Raw genomic sequence first — 25,348 nt, 5'->3', positions numbered from 1 at the left:
GTTTCGGCAATGAATAAATGTAAGAGGGAATAGTAAAGTATCTAAGAGAACATCAGCTTGTGTTTTTTGCCAAAGCCTCTATCTACAAACAAATTCCCTGCTTGATTTTTGTAGCTCTTGTCACTTCTACTTGTGCTGACTATACCAAAAATACTGATATTCAAATTGCCCAAGCTACCCCAAGCGTGGCAGAAAATATTGTATTTCCCAAAAACATAGGGGTGATAGATGTTACAGCACCAGAATATGGGGCTATACCCAACGATGGCAAGGATGATACGGAAGCTATTCAAAAAGCACTCAGTCGGTTTCCCGGTCAAGGAAGAATTATTTACTTACCTAACGGTGTGTATGATATTTCTAATAGTCTACATTGGCCGCCTGGAGAACGTAACCGCTCCAACTATAAATATACTACGCTACAAGGTCAAAGCCGCGATCGCGTGATTATTCGCCTTCAAGATCAATCTCCTTTATTCCAGGACTCTAGTAAACCTCGGCCAGTTATTTCCACAGGATTTGATCCAGATTTAGATCCTAACTCAGAAGATTTTAAAGCAAGTTTGGTAGCTCAACGTTTTGCTAATTCTGTGAGAAACCTCACGATTAAAGTTGGAAAAAATAACCCAGGTGCAGAAGGATTGAATTTTGTTGCTAATAATCAAGGAGCAGTCAGAAGTGTCAAGATTATCTCTGAAGACAAAAAGGGAACTACTGGTTTAGCTCTAACTCATGGCGAATTAGGTCCTCTTTTGATTGAGGACGTAGAAATTGTTGGCTTTGATTATGGTGTCCGTACCAACAATGGTATTAATGGCATTACCATACAGAATCTTACAGTCCGCGAACAAAATTTTGCAGGTATTTTTAACAATGGACAAGCAATGAGTTTAGAAGGTTTCAATAGCATAAATTCTGTATCAGCAATTATCAATGGTCTTGATCCTAAGAAACGTCTTGATCTGGGTGGCACTTTAACTCTAGTAAATGCTAAATTAATTGGTCGCGATCGCGCTCAAAAACTACCAGCTATTTCTTCAGTTGGTTTTATTTATGGCAGAAATGTAACCTCTTCTGGCTATAAAAATATTCTCTTAAATAAGACTGCAAACAAAATAGTTAAAGGTTCGAGCTTGGATGAATATACATCCCATCCAAGTACTTCGCAGCTTGCTTCACCATCAAAGTCACTGCAACTTCCCATTAAACAATTTCCCAAGTTGAAATGGGATAATCCCCAAAAGTGGGTGAGTGTTGAAAAATTTGGTGCAATTGGCGAAGATGATAAAGATGATACGGCTGCTTTTCAAGCGGCAATTGATTCTGGTGCAACAACTGTAGTAATACCAGGTGGAAAAGGAACGTTTATAATTGATGGTTCTCTACGACTACGAGGCAAACTAGAAAGATTTATTAGTACAGGAGCAGCCCTGAACGGTAAAGGAGAAATAGTTGCAGATAAAGGTAGCAAATCAACTCTTATAATTGAAAACTTTATTGTGAGATATGGCTCTAAGTTGATGTGGAAAAATGTTGCGAATCGAACAGTTGTTTACCGTAGTATTCTTCAACTTAACCTAGAAAGTAATGGTACTGGAGATTTATTTATTGATGATGCTACGATGCAAAAACTGAGATTTCTCAACCCCGCTCAAAATATTTGGGCGCGCCAGCTAAATCCTGAAGGTTCTTCAGAAACTAATGTGGTTAATAATGGCGCTAAGCTGTGGATTCTCGGCTTGAAAACAGAGAAAGGTAAAATAAAAATTGATACTACTAACAAAGGCTTCACTGAAGTTTTAGGCGGTCTGATTTACGCTGCTGGTAGGCAAGATCCAAAAGAGCCTCTCTTCCGCATTGTCAATGCTTCTGCTGCTTTCGTTGGTGTTGCTGATACTTATTTTGATAAGGATACCTACCAAATATGGGTGGAAGAAACACGTGGTAGCAAGACAAAAAAGCTTACAAGAGATAAGGTTCTGGATAGGATGGCTGGTAACGGCCGGGTTTTGCTGTTATATACGGGTTTTGAAAAGTTACCACGTTAATAAAAACTTACATTAAATCCCCCAGCGCAAGCTTGGAGTTTTCACAGGTGCGTCCCATAAACGAATCATCTCGTCATCTAACTTGAGTAGAGTGATTGAGCAACCTTGCATTTCCAGGGAAGTAATATAAGCACCTACTAAATTTCGTACAATTTGCAGTCCCTGCTTTTGACAAATTTCTGCAAGTTTGCGGTAGATGATATACAACTCAGAAATCGGCGTGCCACCCATACTATTAACAAAAGCTAATAAGCGATCGCCTTTGGCAAAATTTGCATCTATCAGTTCCATTTCTTGCCATTCGCCCGTTTTTTCGTTCCACTCTCGCAGTGTCCGAGTATAGGATGCATCCTCAATAATTGAAAGCGCTAACATCTCAGCTATCTCATCTGCTGATTTTATACTCATGCGCTCTCTACCTGGTTCACCGTGAATCCCGATACCCACTTCTATTTCTTGGTTTCCAAGTGCAAATGTCGGTGTACCTTTAGCTGGTACTGTACAAGAAGTCAGTGCCATACCCATACTCCGTCCATTCAAGTTGACGCGTCTGCACAAAGCAGCTAGTTGTTGTAAATTATATCCCTGCTGGGCTGCTGCACCACAGATTTTTTCTGCTAGGACTGTAGTTCCCACACCTCTACGTCCCTGGGTATACAGGCTATCTTTGACTGCAACATCATCATCAATCAAAATGTTTAATACCCGGATACCTTCACTCCTAGCTAACTCCGTTGCCATTTCAAAATTCATCACATCCCCAGAGTAATTTTTGACAATGTATAAAATTCCTGCTTCACCATCTACAGCCTTTGCTGCTGCCAGCATTTGATCAGGGGTAGGCGAAGTAAAAACCTCTCCAGGGCAAGCAGCATCCAGCATTCCCATGCCCACAAAACCAGCGTGCATCGGCTCGTGACCACTGCCACCCCCAGAAACAATTGCTACTTTGCCTTTTACGGGTGCATCAGTTCGATAGACAAAATTAGGATCAAAATTAACTTTGATGAGATCCGAGTGAGCGATCGCCATACCTTCTAGACTTTCGCGCACAAAATCATGGGGATTGTTGATTAGTTTTTTCATCTTTTGCTCGCAGGAAATTTTTGGACAAATATTTGAATCAAAATAATTGTCTTTTTTATTAGTCTAAGAGTTTTATGAACAACGAGCAAAAGATAACCAGAATTTTTTCCTACTGGTTATTGAGATGCTGAAAACTCATTTATTACAATATTTTTCAAGTAATTAGGCGTTGCTTCTTCCTATCCATCATATGGAATCCCACATCTATACCATTAATATAGAAACTTATGTATGATAGCAGTGCATAGATAAAGACGATAATACCCATCATTTCTAGTACTTCTTCTACAGTAGTTATTAATGCATAAATCATATTGGTTTGAGTGTAGCAATTTGCATAATATCCATCTACCATTTCAGTACCAATTGAACTTGCTACATAAATTATCCCGGCTATGAAAAATAAGCGTCGTGTCTTTTTAGGAAGAGAAATAATAAATCGCCAAAACAGCAACAAAAACAAAAGTACAAAAACAGCACCTACAATTACCCAAGAAAAGTAAAGAAAACCTCCGGCATTCAATGCATTTCTTAAAGGTAAAACTAGTATTTCATGAATACTCACAATTTCGTCAAAGGACAAAAACGCAAAGATTATTGATAATCCTGCCCATGAGCAGTAATCACTATTTCCGGATATCTTCTTAAATTTAATATAATATATAGATGTGTAATTTAACGATATTTTTAACCGCAAAATTACTTAAGCTGACCATTTTCAGCCACATTACTTCAGTTCATCTCAACTAATACCGAGTTGCATTCATAGATATTACCTCATCCAGCCTTCGGCACCCCTCTCCGAGCTCGCGGAGAGGGGATGGGAGTGAGGTTTTTAAACACAAATTGGTATAAGAAGTAAAATTTTTTATACAAGTAAAAAAGCTATGATCTTATGCTGGGTTTTTGTCTTCCCATAGTTCCAAAAAAAGAATAAGAAGAGGAAGATTTTATACCCAGTTCGGCTAATTGCTTACGATATATTATGCTTTGCTGTTGGTCATTGGTTTTTCCCATTACCGATTACCCATTACCCATTACCAATTACCGACCTCCACGGATAATATAAGTGTTCAAGCGGACATGATATTATTCTTCACTCGTAGATTTTGGTTGGCTTGTATTACCATGCAACTTAATGAAACTATCAAATGCATACCATGCCAACACATACCAGGGAATGGTTTCTAATTGCAAACCTTTGGTGAGTAATTGTCGAATAGAAAGGCTAGCAAGTCCTATAGGCATAATAATTCGCAAGTCAATTAAACCGTTGGTTATATCGTGGACTCGCTGGTTCAAATCAACAATGGAATTTGATACTCCTGCTGCTGCTTCAGTTTTTCCAGCTGTAATATCAGCAAAAATAATGCCTAAATCATATAGTGCAGCAAGAACGTTTTTAAAACTTTCATCGTCCGCATTGTGCTGGATAGTAATACTCCCTTGATGAATATTTGTCCGCACATCATTAATACTAGGATTTGCCTCCAAGGTTTTGGCGAGACGTTGCATTTCTTCTTTCTGACGGTGGGAATGAGCAACTCGCAAACGTAACCGCCCTGGAGTTTTACTCACAATTTTTGTCAGTATAGGTTTAGGGCGCGTTTTAATGATTTTTTCCGACATTGGTCTTGGCATATCGGTAAGACTGCCATTACTATTTTTCCACACGTAACCACTTTCCTTGAGCAATTACAAATTTTATTCAACTAAGTAAGTCGGTACAAATAAAGCTAACTAGTTGGGATCGTAAAGCCGTACTTAGTATGAATCCAAAATCTAAAATCCAAAAATGGTGAAGGGCTAAGGTGAAAAAGTTCCCTTTTTCCTTGCCCTTTAACCCTTAGACAACAATCGTGTTATGCACCATTGTCAGATATATTATCAGCAGTTTCAACGGCTGGCAGTTGCTTAGATTCAGCGAGTTCTGCTCTGGCTTCAGCTACCATGTCTTCCCAGGTTTCACCCAATTCTGCAAAAGCTCCTTTGCTCTTTTCATAAAGAACCAGTCCGCCTTTAATCAAGGACTTAGCAATTGGTTTACCAACTCCAGCTACTACTGGAATTACAACTGGTGCTAGGATAACTGCACCAATACCTGCAATAATTCCAGGTGCGCCAGCATCTTCTACAAAGTCAATAATTTTTGGTGCCATCGTCTATTAACCTCACGAGATTTGAACTTTATATTAAAACCTCTAACTTTAATTCAGTTGAGATGGATATCTCATCCAGCTGATGATAGAGATTTTGAAGTTAGTTGATTGTTGGTAGTTGATTGTTGGTTGTCCCAAAACAAACAACAAGTAACCAGCAAGCACTAACTATTTGTTGGCTTGAGAAGTGGACGTAAACCGTTGACTCCCGCAACGACTGTGGAGCCATTGTTAACTACTGTTGCCGCTAAAGGATTCAGACCAAAGAAAACAGCTACCATCAAAGCAGCTAAGTTGGGAATGGCAATAATGCCCGTATTTTGCTGAATTAATTGCTTGGTTTGGCGAGCGATCGCGATCGCTTCTAGTAAGCCATGCAAGTTATTGTGCATCAGTACCACGTCTGCTGTTTCACGAGCGATATCGGAACCGTTGGCGAAGGAAACGGAAACATCAGCATAGGCTAAGGCAGGTGAATCATTGATGCCATCACCAACAAATGCAACTGTTTTGTTTTGTTCGTGTAATTCACGGACAACTGTTGCTTTTTGCTCAGGGAAAGCTTCGGCGTGGGTATTGATTGGGGCAATGCCAAGCTGAGCGGCTACAGCACTAGCAGTCTGCTTGTTGTCTCCGGTTAGCATGTGTACTTCCACATTTTCGACCGTTAACAGTCTGCTAATAACTTCGCGGCTTTCGGGACGCAAAAGATCACTATATTCTATTATACCTAAAAGTTGATCGTTGCTGCCAACATAAATTGCCGAAGCAGGTTTTTGGCGTCCCTCTAAGCCGGACATATCTACTTGTTGCAGACGCAGGAACCGTTCACTACCCACAAAAACTGTCTCGCCATCAATCTCTGCTTTCACACCTAAGCCCAATTGATAGTCCCACTTGCTACGTGGCAACATCTCAACTTTGTGAGCTTCGGCGTAGCGTATGACTGCTTCTGCAACTGGATGAGTGAGGCGTTGTTCGGCAGTTGCTGCAAGTTGCAGTACCCGCACAGAAGAAACGGCAGGATTAAGACTTTCTACGCCAACAACAGCAGCTTCACCTTGAGTCAAGGTACCAGTTTTATCAAAAACAATGGTATCTACTTGTGCCAGCTGCTCTAATGCCCTACCACTGCGGATGAGAACACCGCGCTGGGCTGCATGGGTGAGGGCTGCCAAAACTGTAGTTGGTACTGATACACGAATTCCCGTAGCAAAGTCTAAGGTGAGGACGCTGGCTGCTCGTGCTGGGTTACGAGTCAGGGCAAATACTGCTGCTCCTAGTAGCAAAGTTGGCAGGACTGTTTTTTGCGCTACTGTCGCTGCATAGTTTTCCATCCGGGTATCGTGAACAGGAGCTTGCTCCATTAATTGCAAGCTCTTACCCGCAAGAGTATCGTGACCGACTTTTTCAGTCAATATATACATGCGTCCTTCCCTGACCAAGGTAGAAGCAAAAACGTTTTGTCCCTTAGTTTTTAATACAGGTACAGACTCACCAGTCAGTTTTTGTTCATCCAGCAGTGCTTTTCCCCGCAATATTTTACCGTCAACGGGGACTTGTTCTCCTGGATAGACGATGACGATATCACCGCGCTGCACTTCGTGAATGGGAATTTGTTGCTTTTGACCATCTCGTTCTACCCAGGCGAATTGTCCCAGGGAACTGAGCAGATCTAAAGTTTGCTGTGCGGAACAACGAGCAGTGCGATCGCGAATTTTTTCACCAATATCAATTAAACTCAGCATCAATGCTGGGGCGAGAAATCTACCTTGAATCGTGGTAATGGCGATCGCGATCAAATCCAAAAAGTCTATATTCAGTTTTCGTTCTACCGTAATTCCTTTCCAGGCGCGTTGGAGAACAGGCAAGGTAGCAAGAGAAATGGTTCCTACCATGAAAATTGGTGGAATGGGTAATCCCAAGGGGCCACCCAGCACGGCTAAAGCAGTAGCAGCTCCAGAAAGTTGTAATCCTGACCAAGATGTTTCCGTTGCTTTTGTTGTTTTGTGCTTTGTCGGTTTCAAAACTACAACTTCTGCTGCGGATTGAAATACATGCCCCAGATGATGGCGTAGCTTAAATTCTGAGACTGTTTTGGGATTATAAGTAACAGCAACCGATGCAGCAGCCGGCTTGAGTCGAAAAGATGTAACTAGCGCATCTGCTTCTAGCAGAACTTGGAGGCGCTGTGCGTAGTCAGGATTGTGACGCAAGCGAGGTACTCGTAATCTGATTCTTCCCGGAATTGCATGGATAACACTGTAATCTACTTTGGGAAGATGCGTGCGTGAATGTCCCTTGTGTTCTATAAAATGGGCTTTCCCATTCTTTTGGGTCAAATTCACTTGGGATTGACCTGCGGAGGATGGTAGACCCACCTTAACTTGTACCATTGCTTCTCTCTCATACAAAAATATTGGTGAACATTGGCGACGAGAAGACAGTTTGTAGTGAGCGCTGTCTTCGCTCCTTGAGGACTAAAGTCCTAACTACAAAAAATAATCTTCAAGTCTTTAAATTTAAGAGTGGATATCTTGCAAAAATCAGAATAATTCCTGAATTACGTAGACGCGTAGCCGCTTCCGTAATGTACACTCATGGCACACAGATGCACACAGATGGATATGGATTTTATCGGTGTTTATTGGTGTTTATCGGTGTTCGTTTTTTGAAAATAGACTTTTGCAAAAGGTCTAGTAGTCAGTCAAGAGTGCATATTCGCTTGGGTTTAAGTCTCCCACTATACGCCTGTTCACTGATTTAGTAGATTGGTTAGAAAATTTAGGCAACTGCCACATCACTGGCAGATTGCAGCAGATTTGCTAAATGTGAGATTGCAGTTTCCAAAACACTGCTATCACAGTCTTTACTATTAGCTTTCACCGCAGATTTGTATGTGATGACAACTGATGCTGCGGCACGGTTAATTCGTTCGCCGATGACCGTTGGATCTGCTTTTAATAAAGCCTCTAAGCGTTGCACATATTTCGGATCTTTTGCGATCCGAGGCACATGAAACCGAATTCTTCCCGGAATGACGTGAGCAATACTATAAGCGACTTTGGCTGATGGCTTTGCTTGTTGTTCAGTTTTCTGGGGAAGTACGGCAGATTTAGGACGAGACGAGGACATTGGCAGGACTTGAATTCCCATGCAATCGAGCCTTCTACCTTCTGCCTCTTGCCTTCTGCCTTCTTCAATTTCTTCTTGAGGCAACTTTCTACTTAGCAGAAATTTGTGTTCTGTGATGGTTGCAACTGCGATTTTCTTAACAGCAGTGACGTTAAAATGTCTACTCACTGGAGTCGGAGAGGGTGCAGGGAGAACTGACGATTTCTCCTCGTCTTGTTGTTGTCTGTTTTCTATCTGACTGACTGTTGGGTATGAATTTGTTGGTTGTGTTGTTGCTGGCTCTGTTATACCAGATTGAATCAGATTTGCTAGATGCGATCGCATCTCGTAATCTGACATGACTCCAGATTTGTAAATTACCACAATAGACCCGGCAGTGATATTTATTTGCACCTTCGTAACTAATGCCTCTGCTTTCAACAACTTTACAAGACGCTCTTGATATTTTTCATCTGTGGAAATGCGAGGTACGCAAAACCCGACTTGTCCTGGCATTGCATAGGTGATGCTATAAGTTTCTTTTGCCATTCCAAGTTCAGTTTGTTTTTGAGTTTTAGGATGGGAATTTACTGGTTGAATCGTCGCTAGCTCTTTTACTTCAGACTGAATCAGAGCAATTAGATGCGATCGCATCTGGTAATCTGACATTTCTCCAGACTTGTAAGTTACTACTACAGAAGCGGCGGTACTATTGACTTGCACATTTGTGATTAAAGCTTCTGCTTTTAGCAACTTTACAAGATGTTCCAGGTAGCGTTGATCTTTGGCGATACGGGGTACGCAAAACCCGACTTGTCCTGGCATTGCATAGGTGATGCTGTAAACTTCCCGGGGCGATCGCTCTTGTGTGCGATCAGTTTGTTGCGTAACTCTTACCTGGGTTTCTTTTTCTGGGATAGATGCCAATCCTAACTTTGATCCAACCATTGCTTTCCTCCTCCTCAGTCCGGGGCTGCATTAATAGGAAAGTTCGCCATAAAGGCGAGAGCATAAGACAAAGCCGGAGCTTTGAATGTAGCCCATAAACCAGTTTCCTCTGGTGTAGGTTCCACTGTTGCTGTTCGGAATTCTTCTGATTTGCTCGACTCCCTAACTGGCTTGGCAATTGGCTGCGTATGAGCGTCTTTTTCTGTGACTCGCGGTGCAGCCTGCTGTGCTCGCTGCATTAAATCAATCCAGTGATTTGCTGCAATATTGCTTGGTTGATATGCGATCGCCACTGATGCAGCATCACAATTAATACGCACGCTTGTAACTTGGGGATCTGCTTTGAGCAATCTTTCCAAGCGTTTTGCATAATCTTGATCGAGAGCTAATTTTGGTACACTCAGCCGGATACGTCCCGGAATTGCATGGACAATCTTGCAAGTAATCTTTGCATTGTCCACAATGCCTTTTGAGAATAACTCTTGCTTTCCAGCTGCTATTTGCTCCACTTTTGCTAGAGAGGATTGCGATTTCACTTGATGTTTTTTTGTTGATTGTGTTGCAGAAGCTGTATTCAATTTTTTATTCTTTTTAGTTCCGAATAATTGAGGTTCTATATAGTCAATCACACGCCGGGTAGCATCTGCTGTAATCATGTATACCGGAATTGCTGCCAACCCATTGATTCCCAGTGCCCCTGTCACTCCCAGTCCTGCAAATAAAGGAATAAAGGAAAGTCCTTGCTCTTGCCAAAATTCTGCTGATTTCCAAGCAGCGAAGGGATCGGTATTAGTTTGTGAATCAGAAGCAGCTTGATATTGCTGAATACCAAACTCTTGAAGTCTTGCTAACATCTGTGGCAGAGGTAGCCTACCTTCATCAAATTTAACCACTAAACTGCTAGTTTTGTGATTAGTGCTGACTTCTGTTACACCATCATGCTGCCGTAATTGCTGGGATAAACTTTCTAGGATCGAGTTATAACTGACGTCAGTGGCACGAATTCGCACGCGGCCTTGACTAACATGAATAATTTTTAGACCACCCAGCCCTAATTGTGCCATTGACCGTGTAGATACTTCACCCTTGTGATTATTAACTTCATCGCTTTGCTTTCGAGCAAAGATTAAGCCAGAAGATTGTTGCAGCGGTTGACTTAACCCCTTGCGACTACTAATAGTATTTGTCATTTACCCAATAGCTACCTCAAAGCCAAAAGGTTAACATCAGATTAACTCTAACTCAAATTTCCACCCCTTGTATAGTTCTTTAGAGTTATTTATTGTCAAATATTGTGAACAATTAGTTTTTGATACTCGTGATCAGTGACAATATCTAAATTGCTTTCCAAGCGGTCTAAAAAGACTATACCATCAAAATGATCGTATTCGTGTTGAAAGATCCGAGCGACAAAATTAGTTAACAATTGCCTTTGTATCTTGCCGTTTCTGTCGGTATATTCTACTTCTATTGCCTCATACCTTGGTACTAAACCCCTAATACCAGGAATGCTCAAGCAACCTTCCCAATCTTTGATCATTGTACTCGAATGAGCTATGATGCGGGGATTAATCATAGCTGTCGGTTCCATATGTGGAGCATGGGGATACCTGGGATTAGGACGTGACGCTACAATCATCACACGGTATAATTGGGCAACTTGAGGGGCTGCAATGCCTACACCATTCGCCTCACTAACTGTAGCCATTAAATCTTCAATCAGTTTCTGAATTGTTTCATCTTGGATATCTTCAACTTCAGTTGCTTTTTGACGAAGTATAGAATTACCTAATTGAATTATTGGGAGTAGTGCCATTTTGGATTTTGGATTGGAATAACTTATGTGGGTATAGGTTTTTTAAATCTATCTGTCACAACCATGTTTAAAATTGATGTAATTCGCTCAATTATCTCAAGCTCCTAATTATGACAATCAAAGATTATTAAGTTATTAAATCTTTTTATTCATAATTCACGCCTGATGTGGATAGATATAGAGATTTATGTTCATTACGTTTGGTAAAAAAAATTATTATTTTTAGAAATCGACCACCGATACACACCGATAAACACAGATGGATTTTCCGTGGGTGGTTAGGTTAGGTGGTAATTGGTATGTTGACTATTCCCCATAGTCTTTTACCGCCTTTTTGAATTCACAGTCTTACGTGATTCATAATTCATATTAACTTTCACGCTGAACTGGCAAAGGAGCAGGTCTGACTGCAACTTGCAAATTTTGTCCATCGCGTTGTACTTGTATTTGTAAGGGGATTCCTATTCTACTGTTTTCTACTAATTTTTGCACTTGTTCAACATCAGTCACAGGCTGGTTATTGATACTCACAATCACATCACCTTCTCTTAGTCCTGCATTGGCTGCGGGAGAACGCGCTATAACAGCAATCAATAAAACCCCTTTATCTGTCGCTAGATTAATACCTAGTTTACTGATTCTCTCTCTAATTTCGGGTGTCAGTGTCGCCATTTGAATACCCAAATAGGGATGATCCACTTTCCCTTTAGCAATTAATTCTTGGGCAATTCTTTGTGCTGTATTGATGGGAATAGCAAAGCCTAAGCCTTGAGCGCCACGAATAATGGCAGTGTTCATGGCAATAACTTCACCACGAACATTTAGTAAAGGCCCACCAGAGTTACCAGGATTAATAGCAGCGTCAGTTTGAATATAATCAACACGTTTGTCGCTAGCACCGATCGCACTACCAGAACGTCCTGTGGCGCTAATAATTCCAGAGGTTACAGTATTGTCTAAACCCAGAGGATTACCAATGGCTATGACTGCTTCTCCTGGCTGTACAACATCAGAATTACCCAGAGCAATAGTAGGTAAATTCTGGGCATTTATTGTTATAACTGCTACATCAGTAACCGGATCTTCCCCTATGACTCTTCCATCAAAAGTCCGGCCATCTTTTAATCTTACCGTTACCGTATCAGCACCATTAACTACATGAGAATTGGTCAAAATTTGACCATTGGCACTGATAATAAAACCAGAACCACTACCCCGTTCGACTCGCTGTCTGGGCTGTGGTTCATCACTAAAGAACCGACGGAAAAATGGATCGCCAAATTCATCTGGTGGTGAAGTTATTGTTCTAGCAGAGTCAATGCGAACTACCGCGGGCCCTACCTTTTGTACCACATTCACTACAAAATTGGGATCTCCAGATGATTGCAAAATAGGAGGTGGAACGGGAGCAGGGGCGCTTGTCGGATTTTGTGCTTGAGAATTAGGTGTTTGATTCCCTGGCATATTAATGGGTAGGGAACAGCCCCCAAGGGATACAATTGTTACGCCACCCAGTAGCATGGATAAAATTGAGATTACTGATCTTTGGCGCGATGGAGTGTCTTGTGATGAGGTGGTGGGGAGAAAAATTTCTCCCCGTCTGCCGATCTCCCCATTTCCTAAGCTACTAGTGTTTATATTTCGCGTTTGCAAGTCATTGTCTGGTTTCTTCATCCGTGCTTACTTCTCCATGTGAAGGTGTCAGTGGTAGGATATTGCCTACCGGGGGAGTCCAAACAAAGATTACAACTTAAAAGCATATTCCTGGTCTAGAGTAGCTGAATGTTAAATTGGTGCTTGCTTATATTATTGTGACGATTACCAGCAAAGGTGGTAGATAATGGCAATTCCCATAGATAATCTGTGGAGTCAAGTTCTGGAACGCTTGCAGCTAGAGCTATCTCGTCCCACCTTTGAAACTTGGATCAAAACTGCTAGCGCTGAACGACTGGAAAATAACTATTTAGTCATTCGTACTCCCAACCCCTTTGCCCGTAATTGGCTGCAAAAATATTACATTAAGACAATTACTAATGTTGTTCAGGATATTTTGGGTCATCCTGTAGAAATTTATATTACTGTTGCCCAGGGTGATGATGTGTCTCAGTTAACAGACAAAGAAGGAACTTTATCATTACCACCTCCGACCATTATTCCGGACAATGCTGTTAAAAATCTGCCCAAAACCACTGAATTAAATCCAAAATATGTATTTTCACGCTTTGTAGTCGGAGCCAACAATCGCATGGCTCACGCTGCGGCTTTGGCAGTTGCTGAATCACCAGGTAGAGAATTCAACCCCTTGTTTTTATGTGGTGGTGTAGGTTTAGGTAAAACTCACCTAATGCAGGCGATCGGGCATTATCGCTTAGAAATTTGCCCAAATTCAAAAATATTTTATGTTTCTACGGAACAGTTTACTAATGATTTAATCACTGCTATTCGCAAAGACAGTATGCAAAGTTTTCGCGAACACTACCGAGCAGCAGATTTGATTTTAGTGGATGATATTCAGTTTATTGAGGGTAAGGAATATACCCAAGAAGAGTTTTTTCATACGTTCAATACTTTACATGAAGCTGGTAAACAAGTTGTGATTGCTTCTGATCGCCCTCCTAATCAAATTCCTCGTCTGCAAGAACGTCTGAGTTCTCGATTTGCAATGGGCTTGATTGCTGATATCCAACCGCCAGATTTAGAAACTAGAATGGCTATTCTGCAAAAAAAAGCCGAATATGAGAATATTCGTCTACCAGAGAATGTAATTGAATATATTGCCTCTAATTACACCTCAAATATTAGAGAACTGGAAGGAGCATTTATTCGGGCGCTGGCGTATGTTTCTATTTGGGGTTTATCTATGACGGTAGAAAATATTGCACCCGTACTAGAACCTCCTACTCAAAAGGTAGAAGCAACCCCAGAAACAATTTTAACCATCATCGCTGACGAGTTTAATGTCACAATTGACGATCTCAAAGGCAACTCACGACGGCGAGAAATTAGTTGGGCTCGTCAGATAGGAATGTATCTCATGCGGCAACACACGGATTTAAGTTTGCCTAGAATAGGAGAGGAATTTGGTGGTAAAGACCACACAACGGTTATGTATAGTTGTGAGAAAATTACGCAATTAAAAGAAACAGATCAAAACTTAGGACAAACACTACGTCAACTGAGCGATCGCATTAATATGACAAGCCGACCTAAGTAGGAAATGGGGAGGTGGGGTGATGGGGAGACAATTAACCACTAACCACTAACAACCAAAAATCAACTAATGAGCCAATTATTAAAATAACTATAAAAAAGTATTAAGAATAAATTAGATTGTGGAAAATTCCTAATTAATTGTGGAAAACTCATAAAACTAATGTGGAAAACTTTATTAAGTACAATTACTCTGTGGAAAATCTTTCTAGTTTTTCCACAGATTTTCCACAATTTCCACATACTGTAGTTAGTAGTTATGAGTTAGTAGTGAGTGGTTAGTAGTTCTTTCAAATATTTACTCCCCCCACTGCCATTGCCCTAACCTTGCCTAACGGTGTTACTATATCCAAACACACCAGCTAACTTTGACTATGAAACTCGTTTGTACTCAAAGCGATCTCAGTACTCACCTCTCATTAACCAGCCGTGCTGTTCCTTCTCGTCCCACTCATCCAGTTTTGGCGAATGTGTTGTTGCAGGCTGATGCTGAAACTAACCAAGTTAGCCTGACAGCGTTTGATTTGAGTTTGGGTATCCGCACCAGTTTCAGCGCTGAAGTAGTACAATCAGGAGCGATCGCAGTGCCTGCGAAACTGCTCAATGACATAGTTTCTCGTTTACCAGAGGGAGAAATTACCCTAGACGATGAATCATCAGCTACTGACAATTTACCAGACTATAACGGTTTAATTGTCACACTCACACCTAAGAGCGGACGTTATCAAGTACGAGCAATGGGGGGCGAAGAGTTTCCAGAACTACCTGTCATTGAAAATGCTCAACCTATGCAGTTCAGTGTTAGTACATTGATTGAGGGTTTACGGGGTTCATTGTTTGCCACTAGTGCTGATGAAACCAAGCAAGTACTGACTGGTGTGCATTTAACAATCAAGCAAGACACTCTAGAATTTGCCGCTACAGACGGACATCGCCTCGCAGTCGTAGAAACTACCAATGAAAGTCCAGATACTAATAGTGAAGATGTTTTAGAAGTAACAGTACCAGCAAGAGCCTTGCGTGAACTAGAGCGAATGTTGGCTCATAGTTCTGAATCTGAAGAACCCGTAGCGTTGTATTTCGATCAAGGTCAAGTAGTATTTGAATTTGGCAATCAACGCTTGACCAGCCGTACTCTAGAAGGGCAGTATCCGGCTTACCATCTCCTCATTCCCAAACAATTTCAAACAGAATTGACACTAGAAAGAAAGCAATTTTTGAGTTCTTTAGAACGAATTGCTGTACTCGCAGATCAAAAGAATAATCTTGTGAAAGTCAGCCTCAATGGGGATGCTCAAGAAATTACCTTATCTGTGGAATCTCAGGATGTCGGTAGTGCAATGGAAATCATGCCAGCCCAGATATCAGGAGAAGATATAGATATAGCTTTTAATATTAAATATTTAATGGAAGGTTTAAAAGCTTTGCCAGCTTCGTCCATTCTTATGCAGATGAATACAAACCTTACTCCAGTCATTTTTACCCCTTTGGGTGGTTTGAAAATGACCTATTTGGCAATGCCTGTTCAGTTGCGTAATTGAAAATTACTCCTGCTGTCGCATGGGAATTTCAATCCAGAACTCTGTACCTAATCCTGGGCGGGAGTCACATTTAAAAACACCACCGTGTTTATCCACAATTATTTGGTAACTAATCGAAAGTCCTAAGCCAGTACCTTTACCAACTGGCTTGGTGGTGAAAAAAGGATCAAAGATACGATTAATAGTCTCTTGTGATATACCAGGGCCATTATCAGCAATTCTGATGACAACACTGGGGGTATTGCCAGAAATTTTACCCACAGCTGTTCTGATTGTAATTGTCGGGATATGAGTTTCTGAGATAGACTGCCTTTGCTGCTCTAGCGCATCGATCGCATTACTCAAAACATTCATAAAAACTTGATTCATTTGTCCGGCATAGCACTCAACCAAAGGTAAGTCACTGTATTGTTTAATTACCTGAATAGCACAGCCCTCTGGTTTAGCCTTAAGGCGATATTGTAAAATCAGTAGTGTATTGTCAATACCTTCGTGAATATCAACAGGCTTCATATCCGCTTGGTCAAGCCTGGAAAAATTTCGTAGAGACAAGACAATTTGACGGATGCGTTCAGTGCCTATCTGCATGGAAGTCAGCATTTTCGGCAAATCGTCAATAATAAAATCTAAGTCAATTTCTTCTGCTCGTTCCCGAATTTCTGGATTGATCTCATGGCAGTGCTGCTGGTAAAGAGCTAGCATCTTTAGTAAATCTCTGGCATAGTCATTAACATAGTTGAGATTGCCGTGTATGAAATTCACAGGGTTGTTGATTTCGTGGGCTACACCCGCCACTAGTTGACCAAGGGAAGACATTTTTTCGCTTTGAATCAACTGAGTTTGCATTTGTTGTAAGTCATGTAGTGCTTGAGCTAGTTGTTCTGCTTGTAACCTAGTTTGAGTCAGTAAATCAGCTTGCTCAATTGCTACACTCAGTTGGGCTGCAACTTGAGTTGTAAACTGAATTTCTGATGGTTGCCATTGCCGAGGCTGACTACACTGGTGAATGCAGAGTAAGCCCCAAAGTTGATCGCCTTTGGATAAAGGTACAACTAAGTTAGCTCTAATCTGAAATTGTGCCAGAACTTGAAGGTGACAATCTTGTAATCCAGCGTTGTAGATGTCAGCAACTGCTTGAATTCGTCCTTGGGCATAATGGATGGCGTACTGTTCCCCAAAGCAGTGATCGTGAATTTTAGCACCCAAAGCAGAAGGAAAATCTGGTAAAACGTCTTCTGAAACGAACTCACCATTATTTAAATTGGAATCGCAAGCAAAGTGAAATATCCCTACTCGATCAGCATTCAAAGAACGTCGCACTTCCCGTACACTGGCAGCAAAAATATTATCTAGATCCAGCGATTCCCGCATTTTTGCAACCACTTCAAACAAAATTCGTTGTTGTTCTGCTGACTGTTGCAAGTGTAGAGCTTGCTGCCGTGTTTGGGCTAGTAATTCTGCTTGCTGGAGTGCTACCCCCAACTGAACTGCAATCTGGGTAAGAAAGTTAATTTCATAGGTTTGCCAATGCCGGGGTTTGGTATGCTGGTAAGCTGCTAGTAAACCCCAAAGTTTGTCTCCAACAAAAATGGGAGCAAGTATAAAAGCTCTAATTTGGTAATACTCTAAATTTTCCAGATGACACTTCTCAAACCCCATTTGATATATGTCATCCACAGCAAATGTTTCATTGTAGCGGTAGCGTCCGCCTTGGGTATCTTGGAGATAGGTGTCGTTCCAAACCAGATTCACGCCTAGTTTAGAGATATTTGAAATGTTGGGATTAATTGTCTCGAAATCACCAACAAATTCACCACCCCAATCAGAATCAAAGCGATAAACTGAGACACGTTCAGCTTGCAACAACTCGCAAGCTTCTTTAGTGGTGGTTTGAAAAATAGTTTTGGCTTCGAGAGATTCACGAATTTTAGTAATAACGCCAAATACAGCCTGTTGTTGTTCAGTTGCTTGTTTCAGTTGCTGCGTACGCTGCTGGACTTGCTTTTCTAGGTTGGCATTGAAATTTTGTATTTGTTGGTATAATATATACTGTTGAATTGCTGAAGCAAATTGTTTACCAATTTCCCTAGCCAATTCAATTTCTGCCAATGTCCACTTGCGAGCTTGTGCCTTTTTAGACTGACGCCAGACCTCAAATGACAGGCGAGGATATTTTTGCCGCTTATCGGGATCAAATTGTCCTGCCCAAAGTTTTTCTGTATCTATTTCATTGCAGAAAATACTTAAATAACCTAGTAACTGCTGACGATATTGCAGCGGTATCATCAACATGCTACGAATTTTAGTTACTGCAAAAGCTGGTTGCAAGGTACGCAAGCCTGGAGTTGCATAAATATCTGAAATTGCCCATACATCATATTCACCAGACTTGTAATATTCTTGCCAGACACTATACTGTTCTAGGAATGGGTATATGGTTTGTTCTGGAATCGTAGGCTGCTGCCCATAAGTGTAAATTTTAACACAATCATTTCCAGGTATCAAACACTCGCTTAAGCTTCTGGTGTTGCTATTATGCAAATTTGAGGGATCATCTCTCACACAAAGCCTACCACCACAACCACCAAAGGCAGTAACTGCCGTTTCTAAGGCTGGCTGTAATGCGATCGCAGGTAGTGAATGCAATAAGGTAGCAATACGGTTGACAATAGTCTCCCTTTCAGCTTGGGCACGAGCTTGAGTCAGCAGATCACTGTGAGCGATCGCTACTGACAGTTGTTCAACCACCATTTGCAACACTTCAATTTCATATTCACTCACCGAACGTGACAGGGAATGATGAGAAACCAATAAGCCCCAAAGTTTATCCTGATGGATAATTGGTACTACAATGGTCGATTTCACCCCCATCGCCTTTAGGTACTCTACATGACAGGGATCAACAGGACGGTAACGGATATCTTCGGATAAAACCTCACCAGTATCCAAGTCACGCACTATACTGTGACCAATCTGCTGATTATCCAGATCAACAACTGATCGTACCCGTGACTTAATAAACAACTCACGAGCATGGGACGGAATATCATCCGCAGGAAAGTTTAACCCCAGCAGTGATGGCAACTTCTGATCATTTATTGACTCAGCAATCACCTGACCACTATCATCATCATGAAACTTGTAAATCATCACTCGCTCTGTACCGAGAAATGACCGCACCTCCGCCACTGTTGTTGTCAGAATTTCTTGTAATTCTAATGAGCGGCGAATGCGGTTAGTAAGGCGACGCAACAAGTCCTTTTGGGGAAGATTTGCTTGCAGGTTTTGTTCCTGAGATAAAGTCATTTTTTTATCAAAAAATATCAGCAGAATAATTGACGCCATTACCTACAAGGATGGCGAGCGGTATTCAAAAATTAAAAGTGCTTTTGTTTAAAGCTTTTTATTTCAACTCAGATGCAGTACTGTTGTACTGCAAAAATCAGTAGAGAGTAAAAAAGCAGCCAAAATGCTTGTTTAATAAGCATAATTTTTTGCTTTTTGCATGTTTGTTCTCATGCATGAGCAGTAAATATAAACTATTGTTCGATTTATTTAATAATTTTGTCTTCAGTAAAATTACTAGTCAGTTGATTAAATAATCTATATAGTTCAATTTATCTAATTTAACAACTGTAAAGAAACTCAATTCAAGTATGTGGTAAACAACACTCGCCGCGATCGCAACAATACATAGCATTAACAGACAAGATCCCCGTATGATCGGACCTTGATATATTCCCTATCAAGTTGCAAGCAATCTGCAAAACTTTCCATCACGGGTTGATTTTTTATGCAAAGCCTACCACCAGAACTACCAAGGGTAGCAATGGTTTCTGCTAAAGCTGACTGATACTCAATTGTGGGCAATGAATGCAGCAGGGTCGCGATACGTTTGATGGTGGCTTCCCTTTTGGCTTTTTCACTAGCTTGGGTGAGGAGAGTACTTTGGGCGATCGCTAATCTAAAATCCAAAAAGGTATAAGGTGGGCAGTACCCACCCAAAAAATTAAGTATTTCCAGCCTCAGCAAAGCGAATTTTTAAATAATCTTCTTCCATTTTTGCTCCTGCTGGTTGTAGTGCAGCTAATGCTTGTGGTAAGACCAAATTACGGCGATGATTGCCGATAGTAATATTTAATTCATCGCCTGTTTTACTAAGTTGAATTTGATTTTTAGGAATACCAGGTAAATACAATTCCAAACTGTATTGATTTTTATCTTGTACGACTCTGATTGTGTTTTCTTTATGGTAAACCTGAGTGGGATCTTCATCTTGGTAAAGCGTTTCCTTGAGACGTTCTAGTGCTGCCAAACCGCACATTTCTTCCGAGAAAAGAGGTACTTCTTTTACAGGTAAAGGATGGAAATTTTCGTGAATCTCCTGACGATATTGCTGTTGATTCTCTTTCCAGCGTTGGAAAAATGAGTCTTGGACTTCTTCGGGAATAATGCGATTAGCAACAACTAAATCTGTGGCGACATTGTATAAACTCAGATAGGCATGGGCGCGGAGAGATTCTTTAATTACCATTTTTTCAGGGTTGGTGACGAGACGCACTGAAGTTTGAGTATTATCAGTTAAGACTTTTTCTAATGCTTCGATTTGTTGGTAAAACTCATAAGGCGCATCCATCACCTCTTTATCTGGCAAAGAAAAACCCGCGATCGGTTTAAACAGAGGTTCAACCAAAGGTCTAAGGGCAACAGAAATATTTTGAAACGGTTTGTAAAAACGGCGCATATACCAACCACTGACCTCTGGTAAACTCAGCAGCCGTAATGCTGTACCAGTCGGGGCAGAGTCGATAATCAAAACATCAAAATCCCCTTCATCGTAATGGCGTTTCATTCTTACTAAGCCAAAAATCTCATCCATACCTGGTAAAACTGCCAATTCTTCGGCTTGTACCCCATCCAAACCTCGCGCTTGCAAAACTTGAGTAATATAACGCTTGACAGCACCCCAGTTTCCCTCTAATTCTTGTAGCGCATCCAGTTCCGCACCCCACAAGTTGGGACAGATCTGACGAGGAGTGTGTTCTAGTTCTAAATCAAAACTATCTGCCAAAGAGTGGGCGGGATCTGTACTCAAAACCAGGGTACGATAACCAAGTTCTGCACAACGCAGTCCAGTGGCGGCGGCTACAGAGGTTTTACCTACACCGCCTTTTCCGGTCATTAAAATTACTCGCATGAATGATTCTGTCTTGTATGAGAAGTATTTACATTTATTTACATTATCGATTGTTTGGTAAAGAAATGCTGTTTGATTACATCTAGACGCGAACAATTCCAATAATCTATGTGAGAAATGATCAAACCATCACAGTTGAGGCGCAATTCACTCCAACCAGGGATAGAAATACGTGGTTTCCAGGGTAGGGGACTATTCCAACTGAGTGTCCACTTGGTTTTAATAGTGTCTCCTTCTTTTTGGATATCATGCAAATCCATTTTGGGATTTAAAAAAAAAGTCTCGATGAATTTGATCATCAGCTTGTATAGCTGAATACCCCGAAATTTAAACACTTGGTCTTGAAAATAAACGTTTTCAGCGTAGATGCTGTAAGTTTGATTGGCTGGAAATCTTTGATAGTCCTCTTTGAGGATTTGCACAATATCCATAGAAATGATTGGGGATCAGGAATAGGTGATTGGGGATTGGAATAAAACCTCTTAGTATTAGAGTAGATAAAAAATCAATTATTTGTAATCCACTTTCTATGTCCACTCAGTGGCAATAGCTCAAAATTAATCAGTCTTTGACTCTCAAAATTTCATAATTCATAATTCATAATTCATAATTCATAATTTTTATGACTATTGAACGCATACCCCCACCAAACTACCCCAGAGTTGAATTTGGGCGACGAATTACAGCATTTGGGATTGATTTTTTGATTGTTTGGTTAGTTAGTTCTCTATTGGGAACTAGTTCGCTTGGTATTCAATTTCTCCAGATATTAGTTTTTGCGATCGCTTGGTTGGTGTTACGAGTGGTAGTAGTGTATAACAACCAAGGGCAAAGTTTGGGGCGTTATGCCTTAGATATGAGAGTACTGGCAGTCGAAGGAGGAAGAGTACCAGATTTACAGACTCTGTTGAAACGAGAGGCGATCATTGGTGTGGGTGCGCTTTTACTTGCGATCGCCTTAAGCAATATTATCCGCAATCCCACTGCTATACTGCTAATACTTCCCCTAGCCATAGATTGTGGTACAGCTGTATCTGATACCCAACTGCGGCAAGCTTTGCATGATCGCTATGCTAGAACTATAATCGTCTCGGCAAGACGTGGCTATTCGCTAGATATAAAAATCAAGCGAATGCTTGAAACTTTGCAGCGAAATGTGCGAAGATAGATATTTGTGTTAATTATTCTCAGGCTTAATTGTTTGTAAAGTTATGGCTAAGGCTAAAGGTGTCCGAATTATAGTGACACTGGAATGTACGGAATGTCGTACAAATCCAGATAAACGCTCTCCAGGTGTTTCACGTTATACCTCGACTAAGAATCGTCGTAACACCACAAATCGTCTAGAACTCAAAAAGTTCTGCCCCCACTGCAACAAACATACTGTTCACAAGGAAATTAAATAGGCAACCATGAGTTATTACCGTCGTCGTTTGTCTCCGATTAAGCCGGGAGAACCAATTGACTATAAAGATGTAGACTTGCTGCGTAAATTTATCACTGAGCGCGGTAAAATATTGCCCCGTCGCATTACCGGATTGACCTCTCAGCAACAGCGAGCGTTAACATTAGCGATTAAACGCGCTAGAATTTTGGCTTTATTGCCGTTTATCAACGCAGAAGGCTAACTAGATTGTGTATTTTGCGAAAAGTTTGATCGCCGCAAGCCGGCGTTCAAAGCTTTTCAGGACTGATTTGGATTTTTAGACGAATCAGCTAAGTTTATGTAGCATTGCACTTGGCGTTTGTGAGTCCAAAATCTAAAATCTAGAAAAGTTTAAGTGTAAGATCGGCTTATCAAGCATAAAATCATTCAGATTTGGGATTTAATACTAAGTTATTTAATCCAAAATCTAAAATCTAAAATATTTTATTCAGTGCGAGGCTTGTGGAGAAGGGGACCCTAGTTGAATTTAGACTTCAAGGCGATCGCCGTTTGGGTGTGGTAGATCGTCCAGACGGCAAAACCCGTTGGTTCGTAGTTGATGAACGGGGTCAGTCTCACAGTCTCGCGCCTAGACAAATCACCTATATAGTTACCGGACAAACTTATAAATCCTCACAAATTGCTAGTTTTCTCGAAGAAGTAAAGCCTTACTTAGATCCATCAAGCTTAGAAGTAGCTTGGGAACTGCTAGTAGAGGATGGAGAAGCAGTGACGCCACAAGTCATGGCAAGCTTACTGTTTTCGGAATCACAACCACCTCAGTGTTATGCTGCTTACTGGTTACTATCAGAAGATAAAATCTATTTCAAGCAAAAGGGAGACTCGTACGAACCCCGCACAGCCGCCCAAGTAGCAGAACGCAAACACCAAATAGAAATAGAAGCACTCAAAGCAAAAGGACAACAAGAATTTTTGGCTCGTGTAGAGCAAGCACTCAAAGGTGAAGCAGTCGAGTGGCAAAGACATGACCGCCACCGCTTAGAAGCTTTGGAAAAATATGCAGCACTGCTTGCCGATATAGTGCGTGTAGGGCTAAATTATGACTCTCTGGCTCGTGCCTATCCGCCGCCAGCACCAGTCCTGGAAACGATGAACATGCTAGGACGTTCTGCAACCCCCCAAGGAGCCTTACAATTGTTGGTAGACTTGGGTTGGTGGAGTCCTCATGAAAACTTATTTCTGCGTCGTTCCTCAATTCCAGTTCAATTTCCTACAAAGGTACTAGAAGTGTCGCAACAGCGATTGCAATCACCACCGCCTGATCCAGATGTTAACCGCCTGGATTTGACCTACCTCAAAGTGTACACGATTGATGATGAAAGTACTACCGAGATAGACGATGGTTTGAGTTGGGAACAACTTCCAGATGGTCGGGAAAGATTGTGGGTACATATCGCTGACCCAACACGATTTTTGATGCCAGAAGATGAGTTAGATCTAGAGGCCAGAAAGCGGGGTAGTACGGTTTATTTGCCAACAGGTATGGTTCCCATGTTTCCAGAAATATTGGCAACCGGCCCCATGAGTTTAGTACAAGGACAGGTTTGTTGCGCTCTCAGCTTTGGAATTATATTAGATGCATCTGGTGCGGTAGAAAATTACAGTATTCACGCCAGCTTAATTAAACCTACCTATCGCCTCACCTACGAAGATGTAGACGAAATGCTGGACTTAGACGTGCAAGCGGAACCAGAAATTGCCGCCATAGCCAGATGGGCAAACAAGCGCAAAGCTTGGCGATACGCCCAAGGAGCCATCAGCATCAATATGCCAGAGGCAATGATTAAAGTCAAAGAAGACGACATCAAAATCTATGTTTTAGATGACTCCCCCTCCCGGCAACTAGTAGCTGAGATGATGATACTTGCTGGTGAAGTTGCTGCCCGTTATGGTCAAACTCATCAGATTCCTCTGCCTTTTCGTGGTCAGCCCCAACCAGAATTACCCCCCGAACAAGAATTACTCCAGCTACCAGCAGGTTTCGTCCGTGCTTGTGCTATGCGTCGCTGTATGCCTAAGAGTGAAATGAGCATTACACCAGTACGCCATGCTGGTTTAGGTTTGGATACCTACACTCAGGCTACCTCTCCCATCCGCCGCTACAGCGACTTGCTTACCCACTTCCAGCTCAAAGCACACCTGCGGGGCGATGTTCCGCCCTTTTCCGCTGAACAACTCAAAGAAGTGATGATGACCGTTAGTACCATCACCCAAGAAGTGACAATGGTGGAACGCCAGACAAACCGCTATTGGGCATTAGAATACTTGCGCCGTTGTACGGATAAAGTTTGGCAGGCAACAGTATTAATGTGGTTGAGAGAAGATAGCGGTTTAGCATTAATTCTTTTGGAAGATTTGGGTTTACAGTTACCAATGTCTTTCCGACGTCCTTTGAAGTTGGGTGAACAGGTTTTAGTGAAAGTTTCCCACGCCGATCCACAAAAAGACGTGATTCAATTTCAGGAAGTAATTTATCAAGAAGCGTGAAGTCACGAGTCAGTTCATAAATCAAACCGGATTCGTATAATTGCATATTACTAATTTAGTAATACAAATGAACTAAAAAAGATAGCCAAAATTGGGACTTACGCAAACAATAGCCGAAGCCCCTACAAAGTTGAGTTGTGCGTTATTCCTAAAAATAATAAGATAAATTAGTTTACAATTAACTAATAAAAAAGTTTATGGGGAGTAACAAACAAAAAATAAAGTTTTAATACATCTGAGCAAATTGTGCAAAGATGCGTTACCATTTGCTTTTCTGCAAAAAATCCCCCGATAG

Annotated in this window: 19 protein-coding genes; 7 read left to right on the top strand and 12 right to left on the bottom strand. The window is 41.3% G+C overall.

What is annotated here, in order from left to right; all coding sequences use genetic code 11:
- Positions 1-59 precede the first annotated feature (59 nt).
- Entirely contained in the window at positions 60-2,048 is a 1,989-nt protein-coding gene (locus UYK_RS0118185) for a glycosyl hydrolase family 28-related protein (protein ID WP_016871889.1), read from the top strand.
- 12 nt (positions 2,049-2,060) lie between these two features.
- Here UYK_RS0118185 and dhaK read toward each other — a convergent pair whose 3' ends face one another.
- The 9 genes from dhaK to UYK_RS0118140 form a co-directional block, all read right to left on the bottom strand.
- Entirely contained in the window at positions 2,061-3,134 is a 1,074-nt protein-coding gene (gene dhaK, locus UYK_RS0118180) for a dihydroxyacetone kinase subunit DhaK (protein ID WP_016871888.1), read from the bottom strand.
- Between the two features lie 154 nt (positions 3,135-3,288).
- On the bottom strand, positions 3,289-3,699 hold the full coding sequence (locus UYK_RS0118175; protein WP_009453794.1) for a hypothetical protein: 411 nt from the start codon (positions 3,697-3,699) through the stop codon (positions 3,289-3,291).
- Between the two features lie 524 nt (positions 3,700-4,223).
- Positions 4,224-4,808 (bottom strand): HMA2 domain-containing protein, encoded by a 585-nt coding sequence (locus UYK_RS0118170; protein WP_009453793.1) that lies wholly within the window; start codon positions 4,806-4,808, stop codon positions 4,224-4,226.
- Positions 4,809-4,996: 188 nt separating this feature from the next.
- Complete coding sequence (locus tag UYK_RS0118165; protein WP_009453792.1) at positions 4,997-5,293, bottom strand: DUF5132 domain-containing protein; 297 nt, start codon at positions 5,291-5,293, stop codon at positions 4,997-4,999.
- A gap of 164 nt (positions 5,294-5,457) precedes the next feature.
- Positions 5,458-7,689, bottom strand: coding sequence for a heavy metal translocating P-type ATPase (locus UYK_RS0118160; protein WP_009453791.1), 2,232 nt, complete (start codon positions 7,687-7,689; stop codon positions 5,458-5,460).
- A 388-nt stretch (positions 7,690-8,077) separates the two neighbouring features.
- A complete protein-coding gene (locus UYK_RS0118155) occupies positions 8,078-9,355 on the bottom strand; it encodes a hypothetical protein (protein ID WP_009453790.1) in 1,278 nt (425 codons plus the stop codon).
- A gap of 14 nt (positions 9,356-9,369) precedes the next feature.
- Positions 9,370-10,545, bottom strand: coding sequence for an HMA2 domain-containing protein (locus UYK_RS0118150; RefSeq protein WP_009453789.1), 1,176 nt, complete (start codon positions 10,543-10,545; stop codon positions 9,370-9,372).
- Between the two features lie 95 nt (positions 10,546-10,640).
- A complete protein-coding gene (gene def / locus UYK_RS0118145; RefSeq protein ID WP_009453788.1) occupies positions 10,641-11,171 on the bottom strand; it encodes a peptide deformylase in 531 nt (176 codons plus the stop codon).
- A gap of 369 nt (positions 11,172-11,540) precedes the next feature.
- Positions 11,541-12,845: an HhoA/HhoB/HtrA family serine endopeptidase gene (locus tag UYK_RS0118140; RefSeq protein WP_009453787.1), complete on the bottom strand. Its 1,305-nt coding sequence runs from the start codon at positions 12,843-12,845 to the stop codon at positions 11,541-11,543.
- Positions 12,846-13,011: 166 nt separating this feature from the next.
- Between UYK_RS0118140 and dnaA the strand changes: the two genes are divergently transcribed.
- Together dnaA and dnaN are read left to right on the top strand one after the other, a co-directional pair.
- Positions 13,012-14,385, top strand: a complete 1,374-nt coding sequence (dnaA, locus tag UYK_RS0118135; RefSeq protein ID WP_009453786.1) for a chromosomal replication initiator protein DnaA — start codon at positions 13,012-13,014, stop codon at positions 14,383-14,385.
- Positions 14,386-14,755: 370 nt separating this feature from the next.
- The gene (dnaN, locus tag UYK_RS0118130; protein ID WP_009453785.1) at positions 14,756-15,922 is read left to right on the top strand and encodes a DNA polymerase III subunit beta; all 1,167 of its coding nucleotides are present in this window, start codon (positions 14,756-14,758) and stop codon (positions 15,920-15,922) included.
- 3 nt (positions 15,923-15,925) lie between these two features.
- Here dnaN and UYK_RS0118125 read toward each other — a convergent pair whose 3' ends face one another.
- The 3 genes from UYK_RS0118125 to UYK_RS0118105 form a co-directional block, all read right to left on the bottom strand.
- Positions 15,926-19,228 carry a GAF domain-containing protein gene (locus tag UYK_RS0118125; protein WP_016871885.1) on the bottom strand — a complete coding sequence of 1,101 codons (3,303 nt, stop codon included), beginning with the start codon at positions 19,226-19,228 and terminating at the stop codon, positions 15,926-15,928.
- A gap of 703 nt (positions 19,229-19,931) precedes the next feature.
- On the bottom strand, positions 19,932-21,119 hold the full coding sequence (locus UYK_RS0118110; RefSeq protein ID WP_016871883.1) for a TRC40/GET3/ArsA family transport-energizing ATPase: 1,188 nt from the start codon (positions 21,117-21,119) through the stop codon (positions 19,932-19,934).
- A 38-nt stretch (positions 21,120-21,157) separates the two neighbouring features.
- Positions 21,158-21,550 carry a C6orf136 family protein gene (locus UYK_RS0118105; RefSeq protein ID WP_009453782.1) on the bottom strand — a complete coding sequence of 131 codons (393 nt, stop codon included), beginning with the start codon at positions 21,548-21,550 and terminating at the stop codon, positions 21,158-21,160.
- Positions 21,551-21,741: 191 nt separating this feature from the next.
- Between UYK_RS0118105 and UYK_RS0118100 the strand changes: the two genes are divergently transcribed.
- The 4 genes from UYK_RS0118100 to UYK_RS0118090 all read left to right on the top strand — a co-directional run bounded on the left by UYK_RS0118100 (position 21,742) and on the right by UYK_RS0118090 (position 25,053).
- Entirely contained in the window at positions 21,742-22,287 is a 546-nt protein-coding gene (locus tag UYK_RS0118100) for an RDD family protein (RefSeq protein ID WP_009453781.1), read from the top strand.
- 43 nt (positions 22,288-22,330) lie between these two features.
- Entirely contained in the window at positions 22,331-22,525 is a 195-nt protein-coding gene (gene rpmG / locus UYK_RS25240; RefSeq protein WP_009453780.1) for a 50S ribosomal protein L33, read from the top strand.
- A gap of 6 nt (positions 22,526-22,531) precedes the next feature.
- Positions 22,532-22,747, top strand: coding sequence for a 30S ribosomal protein S18 (gene rpsR, locus UYK_RS0118095; protein WP_009453779.1), 216 nt, complete (start codon positions 22,532-22,534; stop codon positions 22,745-22,747).
- A 260-nt stretch (positions 22,748-23,007) separates the two neighbouring features.
- The gene (locus UYK_RS0118090) at positions 23,008-25,053 is read left to right on the top strand and encodes a ribonuclease catalytic domain-containing protein (RefSeq protein WP_009453778.1); all 2,046 of its coding nucleotides are present in this window, start codon (positions 23,008-23,010) and stop codon (positions 25,051-25,053) included.
- The last annotated feature ends 295 nt before the right edge of the window (positions 25,054-25,348 follow it).

The organism is Fischerella thermalis PCC 7521, from assembly GCF_000317225.1.
GTDB classification, from domain to species: domain Bacteria; phylum Cyanobacteriota; class Cyanobacteriia; order Cyanobacteriales; family Nostocaceae; genus Fischerella; species Fischerella thermalis.
Note: the sequence above shows the minus strand (reverse complement) of the source record. Positions and strands in the feature narration are given on the sequence as shown.